Genomic DNA, 18,498 nt, shown 5'->3' on the forward strand with positions numbered 1-18,498 from the left:
TTACGCTCTATGAGTTGAATGCCAAATGCTTGTAGAATGAGAATTTCGATGGAGGAGGGAAATGAGTATGAAAATGATAAGAAGAATGTTGGTCATGATTTCTCTTGTTTGTTTGTTCTTCCTGCAATGATTTTGGCTACAGAAATGGAGACGAGCTGCGCTGTCTTTTTCAACGATGGTCAGGTGATTCATGCGGAACGGTTTCTGAAATTCCAAAACTTTTATTATTATAATGGAAACTTGAGATCTGGCTCAGCATTTAGTCTATCTGATAGCCTAAGTTTCGCTAGAACTCTTGAAAGTCAATCCTTCGATGTTAGGGTGTCAGATATCAGTAGACTTGAAAGACTTGGAGATGGATGGAGGAACAACCTAATAAGAGTAACTCTGCGTAATAGCAAAGCGGACAATTTATATCTAGTAGTGTCTGAGGATCTGAGTAGAATATTCGTAGATTACGTAGATTCATTTACCGGACAACTAATGAAAAACTACGATCTTGATATGTCCAAAATCACAGCCGTTTCTTTTGGCCAAGACATAGGCAATATGAAATTCAATCCCATCACAAAACAGATATTCCCCAAGGAATTCAACTTTGATCCATATACCGGAGAAAAACTCAGATTTATCAGTAGCACTACATCTGCGCCGTTCTCGGATAGTTATCAGTACAACACAGATGTTCAGTCATCCAACTACAACACTTATTCAGAAGGAACGGGAAAGCTAACTCTCGTGGTCACTGTAGGACTTACAAAGATATTCTTCCTCACGACTCACGACCTCGTGGTTTCTATAAGTGGCCCTGTATCGAAGGAACAGACATTCACGGATATTTCCGCCGGCAGTCCGGTGCAGGTTGCATTTAACGACATACCCAACGGTGAATACCACGTAGAAGCGAAGTGGGGAGACGAAGTTGTAGCCAAATCAATAGTTGTAAATGGCGACACGGTTGATTTTCAGATGATCATCTATTGAGTCGGTTGCGAACAGACGTTCCGAAATCCATAAACTGTGGGCATATAAGACATAAGCAAATGCCAAAAGGGGTGAGCACATGAAAAAGATACTGTTGCTGCTACGGTGGTAGCAAGTTTTACTATGTTGTTTGGTACGGAAGCCCCCAGATATGTTGCGTTAACCTCTTCAGACGGGGTCAAGATTCTCGTGGATGGCGTTCACAAGGGAACAGTCGTCGGAAGCCAGCTTATACTATCACTCGAACCCGGAACGTACACGCTTACCGCCCAGAAGCAAGGCTATGAGGACAAAAGCGTTGTAGTGACTGTGCAATCGGGCAGATCGACGTCTGTGAGTATTGAATTGAGTCAAGCTAAGATAATGCAGGAGAAGATCCCAACGGAACAGAAGAAGGTTGTTCTGGGGCAGAAGACAGGCACTATAAATATTTACAGCATTCCTTTCCCTTCTGCAAAGGTATCCATAAACGGAGTCAACTATGGGGAGACGGATATAAGACTCACGAATTTTCCTGTCGGAAAACTAACGATTAAAGTAGACTCCGGCGGCAAGAGCCTTCAGAATGTTTTCACACTCAACGAGAATGAAACCATCGATCTGCAGGCGAACTTCGTTGACGGTAAGATATACCAGCTATTCACCGTCAGTTTTGACTTTCCGGACGATGTGGAAGTAACAGTAGACGGGAACACTATAAAGAAAAACGAGCCCGTTGTCTTGATCGGTCCGGATCACCGCGTAGAGATGAAGGCGACCGATCTATCGCGCTATGAGCCTCCGACTGTGAAGCAGATAACAGTTACGGGCAATGGTTCTTATGAATTGATCCCAGATTTTTCGGAGGAATACCTCGATTACGTCTCCTCCCTTCACCCCGGAGAGCTTGTCAATGTAGAAGGGGGTAGCTTTCACGCTGGAAGACCCCTGGGGCGGAAGATACATTGCAGGAAAAACAACCCATAAGGTCGCGGACAACACCATAATCACTGAGGCTTTTGACAGGTAGAGGAGAGAGAGACGAGAAATATGAGGGGAAGTAGAATGGGGATGGGAAGGCCCTGGATAGAGCTTTACCTGCTGTTGCTCATAGCCGAGAAGCCGGCCCACGGATACGAGCTTTCAACGAGGCTGGAGGAATTCGAGATCCCGATATTCAGCGTCGGTCAGATGGGGAACCTCTACCGCGTGCTGTCGAACCTCGAAGAGATGGGGTTGATAGCTTCTGAATGGGACACCGAGGAGGCCGGACCGGCCAGAAAGACTTACAGGATTACCACGCCGGGCCTCGAATACCTCAAGAACGCCGAGATAAGGATAGGAAGGTTCAGGGACAACATCAACGGCTTTTTGAAGAGAATAGAACAGCTTAAGAAGGCTTGAGCGGGAGGTCAATCTTTCGCTATCACCAGGTTTAACCTTCCGTAGAGTTTAGCGGCCGTCTCTCTGTCTATGAGGTTGTCGGTTATCAGGCAATCGACCTCGTCTAGATCCACCGATTTGAAGGGAGCGATTCTCTGGAATTTGCTGGAATCACAGACCACGAAGACCTGTCTGGACGAAGCTACCATGGCCCTGTTTAGAAAGGCGCTCGATTCGTCCACGGCGAAGACCCCGCGCTCGATATCTACCGAGTTGGCCCCTATGAAGGCCTTATCCACCATGACGGTTCTGAGATACTCTATCGCGACGAGACCGACGGTCGACATATTGTGCCAGTCGAGGTTCCCGCCAAGCAGCGTGACGCCTGGATCTATGTAATCGGCGGTTTCCTGGGCGATCGCTATGCTGTTGGTTATTATCTGAACGTGCTTTCCGCTTTTGACAAGCAGTTTCGCGATCTGGAGAGTCGTGGTGCCGGCGTCGAGTATTATCGTCTCTCCGTCTTCGATTCTTTCGAGCGCCGCCGCGGCGATTTTGAGCTTTTCCACGTTGTGCTGGTTGATACGCCTGCTGAAAGAGACCTCGAACCTCTTCTTGCTGCTCAAGACCGCACCGCCGTGGAAGCGTTCGAGAAGCCCTTCGCTCTCGAGCTCGGCCAGATCCCTGCGTATCGTCGCGTGGGAAGTGTTCACGAGTTTGCAGAGCTCGTTCACGCTTATGCTCGAGTTGCTGGCTATCAGTTTCAATATTTTTTCGTGTCTTTCCAGTTTGGTCATTGACTGATCTCCCCCAACGGTACGATATTTTATGATAACACAACGCTCTACACATTCCCGGTTTCGGATCGTATTTTCGCGGGTATCGATCTTTCCGTTGCTTTTCATTCAATTAGAGACGTTTATCCGTCTTTCTTGCCTTTTTTCTTGTTTTTACTGTGTGTTTCTGTGTTTGGTTTATTTTGATCGAAATATTAGTATAAGATCATAAACGATCATTAAAAGCAAATCCTTTGTCCATTGGAGTGGTGTTTATAAAAAGTATGAATTCAGGGATAATAAGCCGTTTCTTTTCTTTCGGTTTCGGTTTAAACGAAGAAAAAGGAGCAATAGGTCCTTCGCTCATAGATCTGCTCGAGGAGGGTATATCGGCCATTAACATTTCGGCCAGGAACGTCGTGAACCCGCCGAGTCTATGGAATCTGATCGGTTTTATAAGGGAGCGATCGGGATCTATCCCTTTCATCATGTCCGACGAAGAGGGCGGACCGGTGAAGAGACTGGTACCGGGTTTCACCAGAGGGATAAGTCATATGGGTCTGACGGAGGCCGGGCCTTCCATGGCTTACGACATGGCGAGCCGCATGGCCCGGGAAGCGTCGGCAGTCGGAGTGAACGTGTTCTTCAGCCCCGTCCTCGACTGTAACAGCGAGACAGCCAATCCGATAATCGGAATCAGGTCTTTTTCTGCCGATCCTCACGAGACGGCCCGCTTCGGCGCCGAGTTCTGCAGGGGTCTCCATTCGGCCGGCGTTCTGACTACGGGCAAGCATTTCCCCGGCCACGGAGCCACCCGGGAGGACTCCCATCTCTGTCTGCCGGTAGTGGAGATTTCCGAAAAGACCTTCCGTAGTGTACATCTCTTCCCCTTCGAAAAACTGATCGGGGAGGGTCATCTGGATTTCCTTATGACGGCGCACATAGTCTATCCTTCGATCGACGATAAGCCGGCGACGCTTTCCAGAAAGATTCTCACCACCATTGCGAGGGAGGAGCTGGGGTTCACTGGCGTCATCATAACCGATTGTCTGGAAATGGATGCGATGAAGAAGATCTACGGAATAGAACGGGCTACGGTCGATGCCTTCAACGCCGGCGCAGATATGATTCTTCTCAGCCACACTCCCGAACTTCAAAGGAGGGCGATCGAGGCTTTGAAGGGAGCTGTGGAGGATGGAACCATACCGATGCGGCGCGTGAAGGAAAGTCTCTTGAGAATTGAAGAGACCAGGGAGAAGCTCTCGCGTCCCGACTATCGCGCCGGCTTTTCACAGGTACTGTTCGCCCCCGATGATCTCTTGCAGAAGACCCTTGCCGAAAAGAGCGTGGTGATCGGAAGAAACGGCGGGGACATACCCCTGGAGAAGAATTCCGCGATAGTGCTCGTCGAGTTGAGCCCCACGGTTACGGGATTGAACGAAGTCGAGGTCTCGAGCTCGGAAACCAGGAGGATCGTCTCCCGCTTCTTCAAGATAGAGCGCAGTTATACTCTCGGTTACGATACACCGCCCGACAAGCTCGTCGTGCTGGAAGAACTCGTCGATTCGAACACTTCTCTGGTAGTGATAACTGCCTCGAGGGGCTCTGAACAAATAAAGCCGCTCAAGGAAACACTCGAAAGTCTGGCCCGCAAGAGCGGGAAGTCCATTCTCATTTCGGGAAGAGACCCTTACGACGTCGGTACTCTCGAAGCTTTCGGTGCGTCGATGAAGACGTTCGGACTGCTTCCCGGGTCGATCGAGGCAGCCTGTATGGCTATCTGCGGAGAGTTGAAATGAACATCCTTCTGATTTCCGAGGAGGGGAAGTCCAGGGAAGCTCTGACGACAGTGTTCAGCGAGCGCGGTTTCTCCCTCGCGCAGACGCTCGATGAAGCCACCGATCTGGGTCGAGTCGATATGGTGGTTATAGGCGCCGGCAGGGCGACGACTTTCGGTTCGCGGTTCGGTGGCGGTGTGTTGAAAAAATTGACCCGATACGTCTTCGAAGGCGGGAGGTATCTGGGGATCTGCGCCGGAGCGTATCTGGCCCTCCAGCCCTACAACAGCGAAACAACCGGTTTCAATCTCTCCCCCAGAGAGGCGCTGGATATAGGTAACTGGGATAGGGGCTGCGGCGACGTGAAAATAAACTGGGAGGGCCGGCCCTGTGTGGTTCACTACGAAAACGGACCGATCTTCGGCGCCGAACCCGACGGCTGCGAGGAAGTGGCTGCGGTCTACGTCGATAGTTTCGACGGGGTTATGAAAGATGGAATCGCCGCGGTGAAGGGACAGGCCGGCAGAGGCAGGTACTTTCTTTTCGGGTTTCATCCAGAATTGAAGGAAAACACCCGGTTCATGGTAGAAGAAGCGATCGATTTCCTTTTCCGGGAGGAGTGATGAATTTGTGGAGGCAGTATTTTTCCAGACTGGAGAAGATTCTGGAAACGGTGGAAAAGAATGAAGATTCGAAAATTGAGAAGGCGGCACAGCTCATATTCGAAGCGCTTCAAAGGAACCGGCTGGTTTATGTGTTCGGCACCGGCCATTCCCATATGCTCGCCGAGGAGATGTTTTACCGGGCCGGAGGTCTCGTGTCGATTTACCCGATTCTCGAGACTTCTCTCATGCTTCACGAAAGCGCCGCGCGTTCCAGCAAGCTCGAAAGGCTTCCCGGCCTGGCCCGGGTGATACTGGAGCGTTACTCTCTGAAGGAGGGCGACGTGATGATCGTCGCTTCCAACTCCGGGGTCAACGCCGTCCCGGTCGAGGCCGCAATTAGGGGCAGAGAACTCGGCGCCAGCGTGATCTGCATAACCTCCATAGCCCACTCTTCCTCGGTGGAACCCAGAAACCCCGCCGGAAAGAGGCTTTTCGAGGTTGCCGATGTAGTTATAGATAACCATATTCCAATAGGGGACGGTCTTCTGGATATCTCGAACACAAAAGTTGCGCCGGCCTCGACGGCCGTGGGGGCGACCATACTCAATTCGATCGTCGGACAGGTGGCGTGGCTGTATTCGAAAAGGGGGGAGCTTCCACCGGTTTTCAGCAGTGCCAACACGCAGAACGGCGATCTGGAGAATTCCGAGCTGATACAGATATACCGGAAGATAATTCCGATCTTGTAAACACAGGGAGGTGTTTGTATGAAAAGGTTCTTGATCCTTCTAGTTCTTCTCCTGTTGACAGCAGGATTGATGGCGGTCGAGTTCGACGGCGCGACTATCATGAAAATGGCGATCAATCTGAACACGAAGATCAACGACTCGGGCCGCGTGATTCCCGATACCATCGAAATTCCGGGAACCGACAGGAGCGTCTCGATGGAAGAGGCGCTGTATCTGGTGGCCAAATGGATGGCGATATACGGTGCCAACGGAGAGAAGATTGGACAGCTACCTGCATCTGTGCCGTACATCGAGGTGAAGGCGCCACAGAAGCAGCTCCAGGGCGAAATAGGCGGCATGATAAACTGGCCGGATATTTACGAGGTTTCCAGACAAATCACGGCGAAGCTGGAGGCCGACCCGCTCATTCCGTCGCAGGTGGAGTTCCTGCTGAACGGCGAGAGTATGGCCGTAATGACACCGGATATTCTTCTGTACGTACTGACGAGATCGGTGAGCTGGGTGAACGACAACGGCAGCATGCCCAACTACGCCTCGCTTAGAGAAGTTAGCGGACCCGCCAACTGGCCGCCGGTAGAGAAGGCCGCTCCCGAAGTTATCGAGAAGATCCCGGGCAGCGAAGGAGAGATCAGGGCGGTATGGGCCTGGTCGACCGATTTCATATCTTACGGCGTGGACAGTGCCGTCAACGAATTGAAAGAGGCGGGCTTCACGGATGTATTCCTGCTTGTGAAGGGGACGGCGGGGCAGGTCTCCTGGCCTTCGGCGATCGCGTACGAGAAGATCGACGATACGACTATACTCGAAAAGACCGTGGCGGCCTGCAGAGAGGCCGGGCTCAGAATACACGCGTGGTTCGTAGTGAACCAGGACCAGGCATATCTCAAGAGGTTCCCCGAATCCAAGATGTGGGGCGTTCCAATCGAAGAAGGCGCAGATCCGCAGAAGGCAGGCTCTACGGTGGAGTTCGTTCAGGACACCCGTTACAGAGAGTACCTGGTCGATCTAATGAAAGAGGTAATAATACTGTACGACGTCGATGGGATCCATCTGGACTATATAAGGTATCCAACCGGAGCCTGGGGCTGGGGACCTTACAACATAGGCAGGGCCTGGCTCGAGGGACTCGACGTTGATTTCCTCATGGAGACTGCTAAAGAGACCTGGAGCTCCATCGGCGACAACAAGAAGTTCATCGATCTGTACAGGCAGTTCATGTACTTCGATATAAACCGCTGGGTAGAGATGAGAATGGACGATATAAGGGCCTTCACAGAAGAGATCAAGGCCGGAATAGAGTCCATGAAACCGGAGATAATCTACAGCGCCTCACTTATGCCTGAAGGTGGAGACATAGACGCCGCCTCCAACGGATTCGCGATGGTACACTACGGTCAGAGGTACGCTGATTTCGGAGAACTATGCGATATAGTTATCCCGATGACGTACCATCTCGATTTCGGAGAGAAGGCAAACTGGGTCGCCGACGTGGCGACCGGAACCAGGGACGTGATGATGTCCGATACGAAAGTCGTGATGGGCATTCAGGCTTACGATCTCTCGCCGACCGAGTTGCAGAAGGCTATATACTACGCCAGGGGCGCGGGGGCCGACGGAATCATGTTTTTCAGGTTCGGAACGCTGTTCGGCAACGAAAATCTCAAGAACGCCATGCTGGAAGCTTTTAAGTGAAAGGGGGAGAGACGATGAAAGGTAAATTGCTTGTTTTTCTCGCGATCGCGCTTCTTTCGACGGTGCTCTGCGCGAAGGAAATCACTTTCTGGTTCGCCGGCGGCGATCCCACGCTCGATCTTCCCGTGGTGCAGAGACAGGTCGAGGAATTTGAAAAAGAGACCGGCATAAAGGTCAAGCTCGTTGTCGTGCCGTGGGCCGAGGATCCACACACGAAACTGCAGGTTGCCATAATGTCGGGAAAGGCGCCCGATCTGGTGAAGCTCGGGTCTCCTTTCGAGCATGTCCTGGCGCGTTTCGGTGTGCTTGAACCGCTCGACGGCCTCATCTCGGAGGAACTGAAGGAGCAGCTTCTTCCTTCCGTACTGACTGCCAGTCTTTACACATCGATAACGCCGAAAGACATGACGGGCAAGCTGATATCTATCCCGTATTTCACCGATACCAGGGCGATCCTGTACAGAAAAGACATCTTCCAGGAGCGCGACGTGCCGGAACCGATAGGCTGGACCTGGAGCGAGTTCGTCACGTACGCCAAACAGCTGACCTTCGACAGGGACGGCGATGGAAAGATAGATGTTTACGGCTTCGGAACGGCGGCCAACTACACTTACCAGGCGGTCATGTACGCCTGGCAGGCTGGAGGGGAGCTCATGGGGGCCGACGACAGACCGGCCTTCACAACCGATGAATTCAACGAAGGCATCCAGTTCTACGCCGATCTCTTCAATGTGCACAAAGTCGTTCAGCCGGGCGCGATAAACGTGGATCTCTGGGATGTAAGGCGGCAGCTGGCCGAGGGTACGGTCGCCATGTACATAGACGCGGGCGACAGCGCCAAAGAACTCCAGAAGATCCTCGGAGACACCCTCGGGGTGGGACTGCTGCCCACGAACGAGAAAACCGGGAAATTCACATCCTACTTTGGCTCGGACGCCCTGGTGATACCGAAACAATCCAGGAACAAGTCCGAAGCCGCCAAGTTGCTCGAGTGGCTGGTGGATAAGGACCACATGACCGAATACTGCATCGCCTCGGGCTTTTTGCCTGCCAGACTCGACTCGGCGGCCGATCCGCACTTCTCGGATAGTCCCGTCGTCTCCATGTATCTCAGGCAACTCGAAGATGCGCACGCATGGATAGCCCACCCGGAGGCCAACTTCATCGCCAGAACGCTGAGAGTCGAGATTCAGAACGCCATTTCCGAAAACTCCGATATCGCAGCGGCATTGAAGACGGCGCAGGAACTCGTCGAGAAACAGCTGAAAGACAAGGGCTTTTTGAAATGAGGAAAGGAGAGAGCAAAGCTCTCTCCTTTATTTTCTCCGAGGAGGTTTTGAGATGCCCAAACGCAGGCTCTGGCGCGATACTTTGGTGGCATATCTCTTCTGTGCGCCGGCTTATACAGTCTTCGTACTTTTCATATTCATACCTATAATCTGGGCTCTCTTTTTGAGCTTCTACGATTTCAACATAATGACGTTCCTCTTCCCCGATTTCGTGGGATTGAGGAATTACCAGAAACTATTCACCGATCGCTACTTCTGGCTGGCGCTGAAGAACACGGCCGTCTTCTCTCTTATGTACGTTCCCATAAGCATGCTGGCCGGTCTCGTCTTTGCGCTGATGCTCCACGAGAGATTCCCCGGGAGGAATATCTTCCGTCTCTCGATATTCATTCCCAGCGTGATCTCCATGGTCGTTGCCAGCATAGTCTGGATGTTGATCCTTTCCCCTGGCTCTTCGGGACTGGCCAACAGGTTTCTGGGGGCCTTCGGGCTCGAGTCGAGGGGCTGGCTTTCCGAATCGCGGCTGGCGATGTTTTCGATCGTTATCGTGATGGTCTGGAAGGACTTCGGCTACAACATGCTGATCTATCTGGCCGGTCTTCAAAACATTCCCGGGGAGCTTTACCAGGCCGCAGAACTCGACGGCGCTTCGAGGCCGCAGAGGATACTGAAGATAACTCTGCCTCTTTTGAAACCGACCACCTTCTTCTTGAGTGTGACAACGATAATCGGATCGTTCCAGATATTCACGCCGATTTATATAATGACCGGGGGCGGTCCCGGATACGCGACTACCACGCTGGTCAACTATCTATACACCAAAGGGTTTCAGGAGTTCGAGATGGGTTACGCGACGGCGATCAGCTTCGTTCTCTTCGTTATACTGCTGGGACTGACGATTGTCCAGAGAAAGCTTTCCCGCGGCTCCGACACGGTCATGTGAGGGGGGATTGAGATGAATAAAAAAGGCAAAAAGCTCATCGGGTGGTCGTTGAGATACATGATCCTTATAGGCGTCTCTCTCTTCACGCTCATGCCACTTCTCTGGGCTTTTTCCACTTCCATCACTCCCGATACAGGCATAGTGACTTACAAGATAATTCCGAAATCCGTGACGCTGGATAACTACCCGGCCGCATGGGATTATCCGAGACTGTTCGACGAGAACGTCACGCTCGGGACGATGTTCCTAAACAGTATCCTGGTGGCCGGAGCGATCACCCTGGCAAGCCTTCTCTTCGATTCAATGGCCGGCTACGCGCTGGCCAGAAAGCAGTTCTTCGGTAAAACTCTGCTCTTCTGGGCCGCGCTCTCGACACTCATGATCCCCTTTTACGTAATAGTAATCCCCCTCTACCTTATAATACTCAGGATGGGGCTGATAAACTCTTATACGAGCATGATAATCCCTTTCATGTCGAGCGGCTTCGGGGTCTTCATGTTCAGGCAGACGTTTTTCAGTATTCCGCTCGAGCTGGAGGAGGCGGCCAGGATGGACGGTGCGAAGGACTTCTATATATACTGGAAAGTGATGCTGCCCCTGGTCAAGCCGACGATAGCCACGATGGCCATCATGAAGGTCCTCTGGTCGTGGAATATGTTCTTCTGGCCGTTGCTGGTAGTTCAGGATTACTCGAAGATGCCGATCAACCTGGGGCTGACGGTCTTCAGGGGACACAACATAACGCGCTGGGGACTGATGAGCGCGGGGATGATAATCGCCACCATTCCGGTGCTGATCCTCTTCCTGTCGCTCCAGAAATGGTACATACAGGGACTCACATCGGGCGCCGTAAAGGGGTAGTTTATGGAGAGAGAGCTGTTCTTGGGGATCGACGCCGGCGGATCGCAAACCAAGCTCGCGGTCTGCGACGGCCGGGGAAGACTCGTCGGCTACGGAAAGGGTGGCCCGGCGAACCACCTCTCGGTGGGACTGGAAAGGATGAAAGAGTCGCTCGTGGAGGCTATGAACGATGCCGGCTGCAGCGGGCTGCATTTCGAGTCCGCTTACATCGGTTACTCCGGTCTGGGAATCTGGAGCCCTTCGGAGCTTCTCGAAAAGATAGGCCACGAGGTGATAGACACCGACAGACTGGCGATAAACAACGACTGCTACAACGCCCTGTACGGTGGCTTTGGCGGCGAATCCGGCATCGTGGCCGTTACCGGCACCGGCTCGATGGTCCTCGCCATCGACGACGATGGCGAGGTAACCAGGCTCGGAGGCTGGGGCCACATACTCGGAGACTGGGGCAGCGGCTTCAGGATAGCCATGGATGCCATACAGGTCGCGCTCAAAGTGCATGACGGGACAGTGGACTCCCTTCTTCACGACAAAATGATGAGTTTCTTCGGTTTCGATTCCTCGAGGGCTATCGTCCGCTACTTCTACATAGAACAGCACTCGAAATCCGAGATCGCAGCCTTCGCTCCCCTTGTAATTGAAGCCGCCGTTTCCGGCGATCGCGAGGCCCGCAGAATAGTCGAGGCAAACGCTATAGAAATAGCCAGAACGGCGGTCGTAATGTACAATAAAGTGGCCGTCGCTCCGAGACTGGCCGTGGTCGGCGGATTGAGCAAGTCGGAGTTTTTCATGGAACAACTCCGGTGGGGGGTCAGCGGCTGGCTGAAACTCTGTAAGCCCCTGCTCCAGCCGGTTTTTGGAGCCGTACTGATCGCCATGAACAACTTCCGAAAGGTAGATAAACCTTCACTCGAGAGACTCAGCGAAATATCCGGGGAGTACGAACGTGAAGGCCGGCTTTAGCGAGACGAGAATCGAGCCGGAAACCGGGCTCGAGATGGCCGGTTATATCGATAGGCTGGAGATGTCATCCGGAATTCACAGACCGCTCGAAATGAAGGCTTTATTCATAGGAGACCGCGATCCCTTCTGGCTGGTCGCCGTAGATCTTCTCGGTATACCGGCCTCTTTCAGACCGAACGATACCGTAGCCGTCGCCACACATACCCACGCCGCGCCGGAACCGGGCTTGCTGACAGACCAGTTGAATTCGGCCTTCGATCGTTGCAGCGACCGGGCAAGAAAGGTGGCCAGTCACCTCTCTGGCATAGAACACATAACCTTCGAGGTTGAGGGCGTCTGTTCGCGCCGTACAAGCGGCGAGCAATCTAGCGTGGTAGGGGGAGATATTCTTGTTTTCGAGTGCGAGACGGGGAGGATCGGGATAGTGGTCTTCCCGTGCCACCCGACGGTTCTGGGACCGGAAAACACTCTCTACTCGCCCGATCTGGCGGGCGGTATCCGTCAGGCGCTGACCCGGAAGTTCGGCTTCCCCTTCATGTACTTCAACTCCTGCGCGGGAGATGTCAGCACGCGCTACACACGCGCCGGCAGATCTTCTGACGAGATAGAGAGACTCTCCGGTCTCTTCGTGTCCGGCATGGTCGAAACCGGTAGAAAGAGGATAGTTCCATCTGGTCCGTCATACAGCGAACACTCTTTCGAGATGCCAGTGAAATCGCCGGATGAAAAACCACCCTATCCGGCCAGACCCGAAGCGCTCCCGGGTTACAGACTGGCCCTGAAGCGGCTCGAGTCGAAGGGATTGGATAAGTACCGACCGGCCAGACTGGGCCTTCTGGAGCTGGGAGAGATCGCCATGCTCTTTCTCCCCTTCGAGCTCTTTCTCGACACCGGAGAAATCCTGAAGAGAATCGCCAGGAAGCATTTCGAGGTCCCGCTGGTCGTCTGTTACGCGCTGGATTATCTTCCCTACGTTGTACCGGCCGGGATGGAAGGCGGTTACGAATGGTACGCCTCGCCCTACGACGAACGGGCCGAAAGTCATTTGATAAGTGAAGTAGAGAGCTTTTTACTTGCCGGGAGGCCAAAAGATGAACAGGAGCTTTATTGAACTTTTGAAGAGAATCTCGACGATTCCTTCGCCAACCTTCCACGAAAAGGAAAAGTGCGAACTGATTGCCGGCCTTCTCGAGAAGGCCGGCCTGAGAGTATCCCGCGACGGGCTGTACAACGTGCTGGCCTGGTCGGGCGAGGAACTCCCGCAATCGGTAATACTTATAGAGGCACACATGGACACCGTCTTCGATGAATCCGTCCCGCTGAACTGGATAGAAGAGGATGAGACAATAAGATGCCCCTCAATCGCCGATAACTCCGTCGCCCTCGCCGCGCTGGTTGTGCTGGCGCAGAAACACTCGAACTGGCCGGACGTGGTTTTCGCGGCCACGACCAGGGAAGAGGGCCCGGGAAAGGGAGAGGGTATGAAGCGGCTCATAGAGGGAATTCTCGGCACCGGAAGAGAGATCAAATACTCTATCTCGCTGGAAGGCATACCGCAGGGAAGGATCACATACACCGGGATTGGCTCTATAAGAGCGAAGGTTTCCATAGAAACTACCGGCGGCCACCCCTGGCTGGAACCCTCCGCGCCCAGCGCCGTTCACACCGCCGCCGCCATCGTCTCGAAAATCGTCGACTCGAGCGGTTACAGAGAATCGCCAAAGACGACGGTGAACGTCGGAACAATATGCGGAGGCACGTTGCCGACCGTGAGGGCCTCGGAGAGTTATTTCACGCTGGATATAAGATCGGTTGACAGGGAGAGCCTCCATAAAACCTTTGATCTCTGCAAGCGCCTGGCCGGAGATATCTGCGCGCAGGCCAAAGCCGGGATTAAATGGGAGATCATCAGCTCGCGAGACCCTGTAAGCCTCAGGGAAGACCACGAATTGATCGGGTATGCCAGGGAGGTGCACCGTCGGCTGGGCATCGAAAGTCAGATCCGCCCGGCCGCGACCAACGCCAGCCTTCCGCTCTCGATGGGACTGGCGGCCGTAACTGTCGGGGTCTGCGAAGGCGGAAAGACTCACAGCAGGGAGGAATGGATCTCAAAGAAAGGAATAGAGAGGGGCATACTCCAGCTCGAATATCTTCTGGAGCTGCTGCAGAGAGGTGATGGTGCTTGAGCGGTCCGCTGTCAGGTATAAAAGTACTGGACCTCACGAGAGTTCTCGCGGGGCCCTTCTGCACCATGCTTCTGTGCGACCTTGGCGCGACGGTCATAAAAGTGGAGAGACCTGTAACCGGAGACGATTCGAGGGGCTTCGGCCCGATGGTGAACGGCGAGAGCGCCTATTTCATGAGTATCAACAGGGGCAAAAAAGGCATCACGCTCAACCTCAAAAGGGCCAGGGGCAGAGAGATACTGCTGGAGCTGGCTGCCAGGTCCGACGTACTGGTGGAGAACTTCAGGCCGGGAACTATGGAAAGACTCGGTCTGGGATACGAGAGATTCAAAGAGAAAAACCCCGTTCTCATATATGCCAGCAGTTCGGGCTTCGGCCACACCGGACCCCTGAAGGACAGGACGGCTTACGACATAGTCATTCAGGGAATGAGCGGCATGATGAGCATCACCGGTCCGGACGTGGAAAACCAGAGTAAGGTCGGCAGCTCGATAGCCGACATACTCTGTGGCATCTTCACCGCCCTAGCCATAACGGCCGCCCTCAACAACAGACGAGAAACCGGCAGGGGGCAGTATATAGATGTGGCGATGCTCGACTGTATGATATCGGTGCTGGAGAACGCCATTCTCCGCTACTCTGTGACGGGCGAGGTTCCCCGGCCCGTGGGAAACCGGCATGCATCGATCGCCCCCTTCGGAACTTTCGAATGTCTGGACGGAAAGATAAACATAGGCGTTGGCAACGACCAGTTGTGGAAAACCTTCTGCCGTGTGCTATCGATAGAAGAGTGCGAGAAGGATGAACGTTTTTCGAAAAACACGAGCAGAGCCGAAAACGTCGATGAACTGACGGAGATAATCAACGAAAAACTCCGTGGAAAATCCCTAGATGAGTGGCTAAGAATATTCGAAAGGGAAGGAATCCCCTCCGGAAGAATCTGCAACATAGCCGACCTCTTCGAAAACCCCCAGGTGATCGCCAGAGAGATGATAGTGAACCTGCCTGTTGGGGAGAGAAAGATCGGTATGGCCGGCACTCCCTTGAAATTCTCGGAAACGCCTGCAAATACAGGAGGTCCGGCCCCAAAGATCGGAGAACACAACGAAGAGATACTGAAGAACTTGCTGGGAATGGAGAGCTATGAAATCGAAAAGTTGCGCCAGGAGGGGATAATCTAGAGCGTGCGTGAGGAGCCCTCCTTCGTAAGAGCGAGAGGAGGAGAGAGAGAAGAGAGAAAGAGAGAGGACGCGAAAAATGGGAAAGACGCGAGGAGCCCGTCAGTCACTATTTTCGCTCTCGCCTTCTCTTGAGCGAAGCGAACTCTCGACGCTCTTTCTCTCGTGTTTTTACTCACCACTCACAACGGCTCCTATGATGAAATAAGCGTTCGCGGGTTATTATTGTTATTGAATGACGATACCGAGGAGGCGTCGAATGATAACCAGGAATGAGATACTCGAGCAACCACAGAAGCATGGAATTCTCTCAAGAAGGTACCGGAGTCTCTCGCGGCCTCTGGTCGATTTCATCGGGAAGAATGAGCCGGCGAGCATCGATTTTGTCGGCTGCGGAACGTCGTATTTTCTCGCCATGGGCTGTGCGAAGCAGCTGGAAAGGCTCTCGAAGAGGAGAATCAGGTCGTCCTATTACAGCGGTTCGGAGATAATGCTCGGTCTGGCCGGACCATCGGAGGGAGATCTGCTTATAGGACTTTCGAGGTCCGGAACTTCCACCGAAACGCTTCTCGCCCTCGAGAAGGCCCACCGGGACGGCGTGCGGACGGCCGCCCTCACCTGCCAGCCGGGAAGCAAAATGATCGAAATGGCCGATCTTCCAGTCGTGCTGGACTTCATAGAAGAGACGGCGATAGTGATGACGAAATCCTTCACGTCCATGGCCTTCTTCGTGAGCGCCCTTGCCAGAGAGCTGTTCGCCCCCGGGAGTCTTGACGATTACCTGAACAACATCCCAGCGTCCTCCCGTGCAACTCTTGACGACTCGCTGAACTGTCTGGAGACTTTTGCGATAGCGGACCTAGATCACTTCGTCTTTCTGGGATACGCCGAGTACTTCGCCGCCTCTATGGAGGGGATAATAAAGGTGACGGAGATGTCTCTCACCGAGGCCGACTCTTACCAGACATTAGAATACAGACACGGACCGAAATCTAAAGTCAGAAAGGGCACTCTGGCGGTCGTTTCTACAAATGGAAAGTCCCTGAGCGAGGAGCTGGCGATGGCCGGAGAGATAGAAAGGCTCGGCGGCCGACCGGTGATAATATCCGGCGGGAAAGTCGAAGGGTTCGCGAACATAGCCACACGGTACGGCGGCGAAGACTTCGGCGACTGGTTCCTCAGAGCTATACCTCTCCAGTTGCTCGGCGTCGAACGGGCGATCGCTAAGAGTCTCGATCCCGATAGACCGCAGAATCTCACGAAGGTCGTTCAACTCTAGATATAACGAGGAGCCGGCGGGACGGCGTTGAGAAAAAAAGGGACCGGTTTCACCCGGTCCCTTCGGTTAAATCCGTTCAGATTTTGTGTTTCTTGAGGAATTCGTCTATGATCTCTTCCAGATCCGGCTTGCCTATTTCCTGAAGTTCGTAGCCTATCCTCACGGCCGGCTTGTTTATATCTATGACTCTTCTGAGATCTATCGGCGTGCCGATGATGACCAGATCTACGTCGGCCTTGTTTTTGGTCTCTTCCAGTTCTTTCATCTGTTTTTCGCCGTAACCCATGGCCGGCAGGATCTCGTCGATATGGTTGTACTTCTCGTACGTGGCCACGATCGAGCCGACGGCGTACGGTCTGGGATCGACGATCTCTTTGGCGCCGAACTTCTTGGCGGCCACCCAGCCGGCTCCGTATCTCATTCCACCGTGCGTCAGCGTCGGACCGTCTTCGACCACGAGCACCCTCTTGCCCTTTATCTCCGATGCCTTACAGCCTTCGATCGTTATCGGGGAGGCGCCGTCGACGACTATAGCATCGGGGTTGTATTTGGCGATGTTTTTGCGGACCGTTTCGATTCCCTCGGGGGAGGCTGTCTCTTCTTTGTTTATAACTACAACATCGGCCATCATGAGGTTGGAGAAGCCCGGGTAGAAAGTGGTCTCGTGACCGGGCCTGTGTGGGTCTACGACAGTTATGTATTGACTTAATTAAGGTCAGACTCCTATTTATGATTTGGCGAAGAGGATTATTGAATTCCGTTTGCACTTGGATTCAGAATGATTGCATCAAGCTGTTTATGAAGCCTTTCACTCCCCAGGCGCATTTGGGGTTGTGACTCCTTTTCTGCGAGATCTTGCTGAACCAATCGGTGTTTTTCTGTCAATTCCAGCTTCGTCATATTTGAATGTCGAGAGACTATCCTTCTTCAAGCTCGGCTTCTACAATTCTGTAGAACTCTTCCCTGGCATGTCTTTCCATCCAGGGCATGTGGCCGCATCTTTCCAGAAGCCTGAACTTGAAATCCTTGAGTACCCTTGAAAGCGTGATCTCAACACCCTCTGCAGGATGGGGGTCGAAATCGCCATGGACTGCAAGGACGGGACAGCGAATCTTCTTGCCACTCTCGAGAAGCTCTCCGCTGCTTCTCATCTCTGAGGCCTCAGTCCAAACGCTCTTATATATCTCTGCATCAATATTGACTTCTACTCTTTCTGCATCTTCGAGAAGATCAAAGTGGTCTGTCTTGGCCAGGAGTTCTCTGAACTCAGATAGCATTTCTCTGTCTTTGAGTTCTGCATTGCTCAAGAGGCTCATGAGCTCTTCAACTCTAGCCCTTTCTTCTGCGCCAAGACGGTTCAAGCGAGTATTCATAATACCAGAAGCGTAGTGCTGTTCGAAAGGACCGCTGCTTATGAGTATTATCCTATGCACAAGATCGCTATACTTTGCCGCAAACAAGAAGACGAGCCATGCACCCCAAGAATGTCCCAAGAGAATAACTGGAGGAGAGCAATACTTCTCGACAGTCTCCTTCAATTCCTCCATTTGTCCGGATACAGTCTTCTTTGTCTGATAGGGCTCTAGAACTCCTCGCTTCTTTCCCAACTCTCTCGCAAGAGGCGCGACTCCTCCGGCCGCTCCTGGCCCTCCGTGGGCAACTATAACTTTGAATGGAGGATCACCGTACATTCTGAGATTATTCATTTTTTTCGCCTCCAGTTTGGAGTGTTCTTCTCTGCGCTTTGCAGTTACCTCTCTTTCACTGCTGTATTCTACTCCATCCTTACAGGGTATTCGAATACCGCTCGGTACATCCAAGCTTTGACAGCAGGAAATCTGAAGATAGCCAAA

17 protein-coding genes and 1 pseudogene are annotated in these 18,498 nt (G+C 52.9%); 15 read left to right on the forward strand and 3 right to left on the reverse strand.

The genetic code is table 11. The annotated features are described in order from the left end of the window. The first annotated feature begins 48 nt into the window (after positions 1-48). The 3 genes from Y696_RS11605 to Y696_RS11615 all read left to right on the forward strand — a co-directional run bounded on the left by Y696_RS11605 (position 49) and on the right by Y696_RS11615 (position 2,367). On the forward strand, positions 49-984 hold the full coding sequence (locus Y696_RS11605; RefSeq protein ID WP_121510593.1) for a hypothetical protein: 936 nt from the start codon (positions 49-51) through the stop codon (positions 982-984). Between the two features lie 123 nt (positions 985-1,107). Next, entirely contained in the window at positions 1,108-1,950 is an 843-nt protein-coding gene (locus tag Y696_RS11610; RefSeq protein WP_121510594.1) for a PEGA domain-containing protein, read from the forward strand. Positions 1,951-2,028: 78 nt separating this feature from the next. After that, positions 2,029-2,367, forward strand: coding sequence for a PadR family transcriptional regulator (locus Y696_RS11615; RefSeq protein ID WP_259459939.1), 339 nt, complete (start codon positions 2,029-2,031; stop codon positions 2,365-2,367). An 8-nt stretch (positions 2,368-2,375) separates the two neighbouring features. Here Y696_RS11615 and Y696_RS11620 read toward each other — a convergent pair whose 3' ends face one another. Then, entirely contained in the window at positions 2,376-3,143 is a 768-nt protein-coding gene (locus Y696_RS11620) for a DeoR/GlpR family DNA-binding transcription regulator (protein ID WP_183084221.1), read from the reverse strand. Positions 3,144-3,391: 248 nt separating this feature from the next. Here Y696_RS11620 and nagZ point away from each other — a divergent pair, with 248 nt between their 5' ends. From nagZ to Y696_RS11680, 12 genes are all read left to right on the forward strand, one after another. Continuing rightward, a complete protein-coding gene (gene nagZ, locus Y696_RS11625; RefSeq protein ID WP_147431786.1) occupies positions 3,392-4,921 on the forward strand; it encodes a beta-N-acetylhexosaminidase in 1,530 nt (509 codons plus the stop codon). Further along, positions 4,918-5,523, forward strand: a complete 606-nt coding sequence (locus Y696_RS11630; RefSeq protein WP_121510598.1) for a BPL-N domain-containing protein — start codon at positions 4,918-4,920, stop codon at positions 5,521-5,523. The genes nagZ and Y696_RS11630 overlap by 4 nt, the downstream gene beginning before the upstream one ends. Further along, the gene (locus Y696_RS11635) at positions 5,523-6,254 is read left to right on the forward strand and encodes an SIS domain-containing protein (protein ID WP_121510599.1); all 732 of its coding nucleotides are present in this window, start codon (positions 5,523-5,525) and stop codon (positions 6,252-6,254) included. Before Y696_RS11630 ends, Y696_RS11635 begins: the two co-directional genes overlap by 1 nt. An 18-nt stretch (positions 6,255-6,272) precedes the next feature. Beyond that, on the forward strand, positions 6,273-7,946 hold the full coding sequence (locus tag Y696_RS11640; protein WP_121510600.1) for a glycoside hydrolase family 10 protein: 1,674 nt from the start codon (positions 6,273-6,275) through the stop codon (positions 7,944-7,946). Positions 7,947-7,960: 14 nt separating this feature from the next. Continuing rightward, on the forward strand, positions 7,961-9,235 hold the full coding sequence (locus Y696_RS11645) for an ABC transporter substrate-binding protein (RefSeq protein WP_121510601.1): 1,275 nt from the start codon (positions 7,961-7,963) through the stop codon (positions 9,233-9,235). A 52-nt stretch (positions 9,236-9,287) separates the two neighbouring features. Then, positions 9,288-10,178, forward strand: a complete 891-nt coding sequence (locus tag Y696_RS11650) for a carbohydrate ABC transporter permease (RefSeq protein WP_121510602.1) — start codon at positions 9,288-9,290, stop codon at positions 10,176-10,178. A gap of 12 nt (positions 10,179-10,190) precedes the next feature. Further along, on the forward strand, positions 10,191-11,039 hold the full coding sequence (locus tag Y696_RS11655) for a carbohydrate ABC transporter permease (protein WP_121510603.1): 849 nt from the start codon (positions 10,191-10,193) through the stop codon (positions 11,037-11,039). A gap of 3 nt (positions 11,040-11,042) precedes the next feature. Continuing rightward, entirely contained in the window at positions 11,043-12,002 is a 960-nt protein-coding gene (locus Y696_RS11660; RefSeq protein WP_121510604.1) for an N-acetylglucosamine kinase, read from the forward strand. Then, positions 11,986-13,113 carry a hypothetical protein gene (locus tag Y696_RS11665; protein ID WP_121510605.1) on the forward strand — a complete coding sequence of 376 codons (1,128 nt, stop codon included), beginning with the start codon at positions 11,986-11,988 and terminating at the stop codon, positions 13,111-13,113. Before Y696_RS11660 ends, Y696_RS11665 begins: the two co-directional genes overlap by 17 nt. After that, the gene (locus tag Y696_RS11670) at positions 13,094-14,188 is read left to right on the forward strand and encodes a M20/M25/M40 family metallo-hydrolase (protein ID WP_121510606.1); all 1,095 of its coding nucleotides are present in this window, start codon (positions 13,094-13,096) and stop codon (positions 14,186-14,188) included. The genes Y696_RS11665 and Y696_RS11670 overlap by 20 nt, the downstream gene beginning before the upstream one ends. After that, a complete protein-coding gene (locus Y696_RS11675; RefSeq protein ID WP_121510607.1) occupies positions 14,185-15,369 on the forward strand; it encodes a CaiB/BaiF CoA-transferase family protein in 1,185 nt (394 codons plus the stop codon). Before Y696_RS11670 ends, Y696_RS11675 begins: the two co-directional genes overlap by 4 nt. A 256-nt stretch (positions 15,370-15,625) precedes the next feature. Next, entirely contained in the window at positions 15,626-16,645 is a 1,020-nt protein-coding gene (locus tag Y696_RS11680) for an SIS domain-containing protein (protein ID WP_183084223.1), read from the forward strand. A gap of 76 nt (positions 16,646-16,721) precedes the next feature. On the opposite strand, the pseudogene Y696_RS11685 reads toward Y696_RS11680, so the two are convergent. Together Y696_RS11685 and Y696_RS11690 are read right to left on the reverse strand one after the other, a co-directional pair. Next, a pseudogene (locus Y696_RS11685) lies at positions 16,722-17,345 on the reverse strand (GTPase); the annotation flags it as partial. A gap of 217 nt (positions 17,346-17,562) precedes the next feature. Beyond that, positions 17,563-18,351 (reverse strand): alpha/beta fold hydrolase, encoded by a 789-nt coding sequence (locus Y696_RS11690; protein WP_121510609.1) that lies wholly within the window; start codon positions 18,349-18,351, stop codon positions 17,563-17,565. Positions 18,352-18,498: the final 147 nt, after the last annotated feature.

The sequence above is a fragment of the Mesotoga sp. H07pep.5.4 genome, from assembly GCF_003664935.1.
Classification (GTDB): domain Bacteria; phylum Thermotogota; class Thermotogae; order Petrotogales; family Kosmotogaceae; genus Mesotoga; species Mesotoga prima.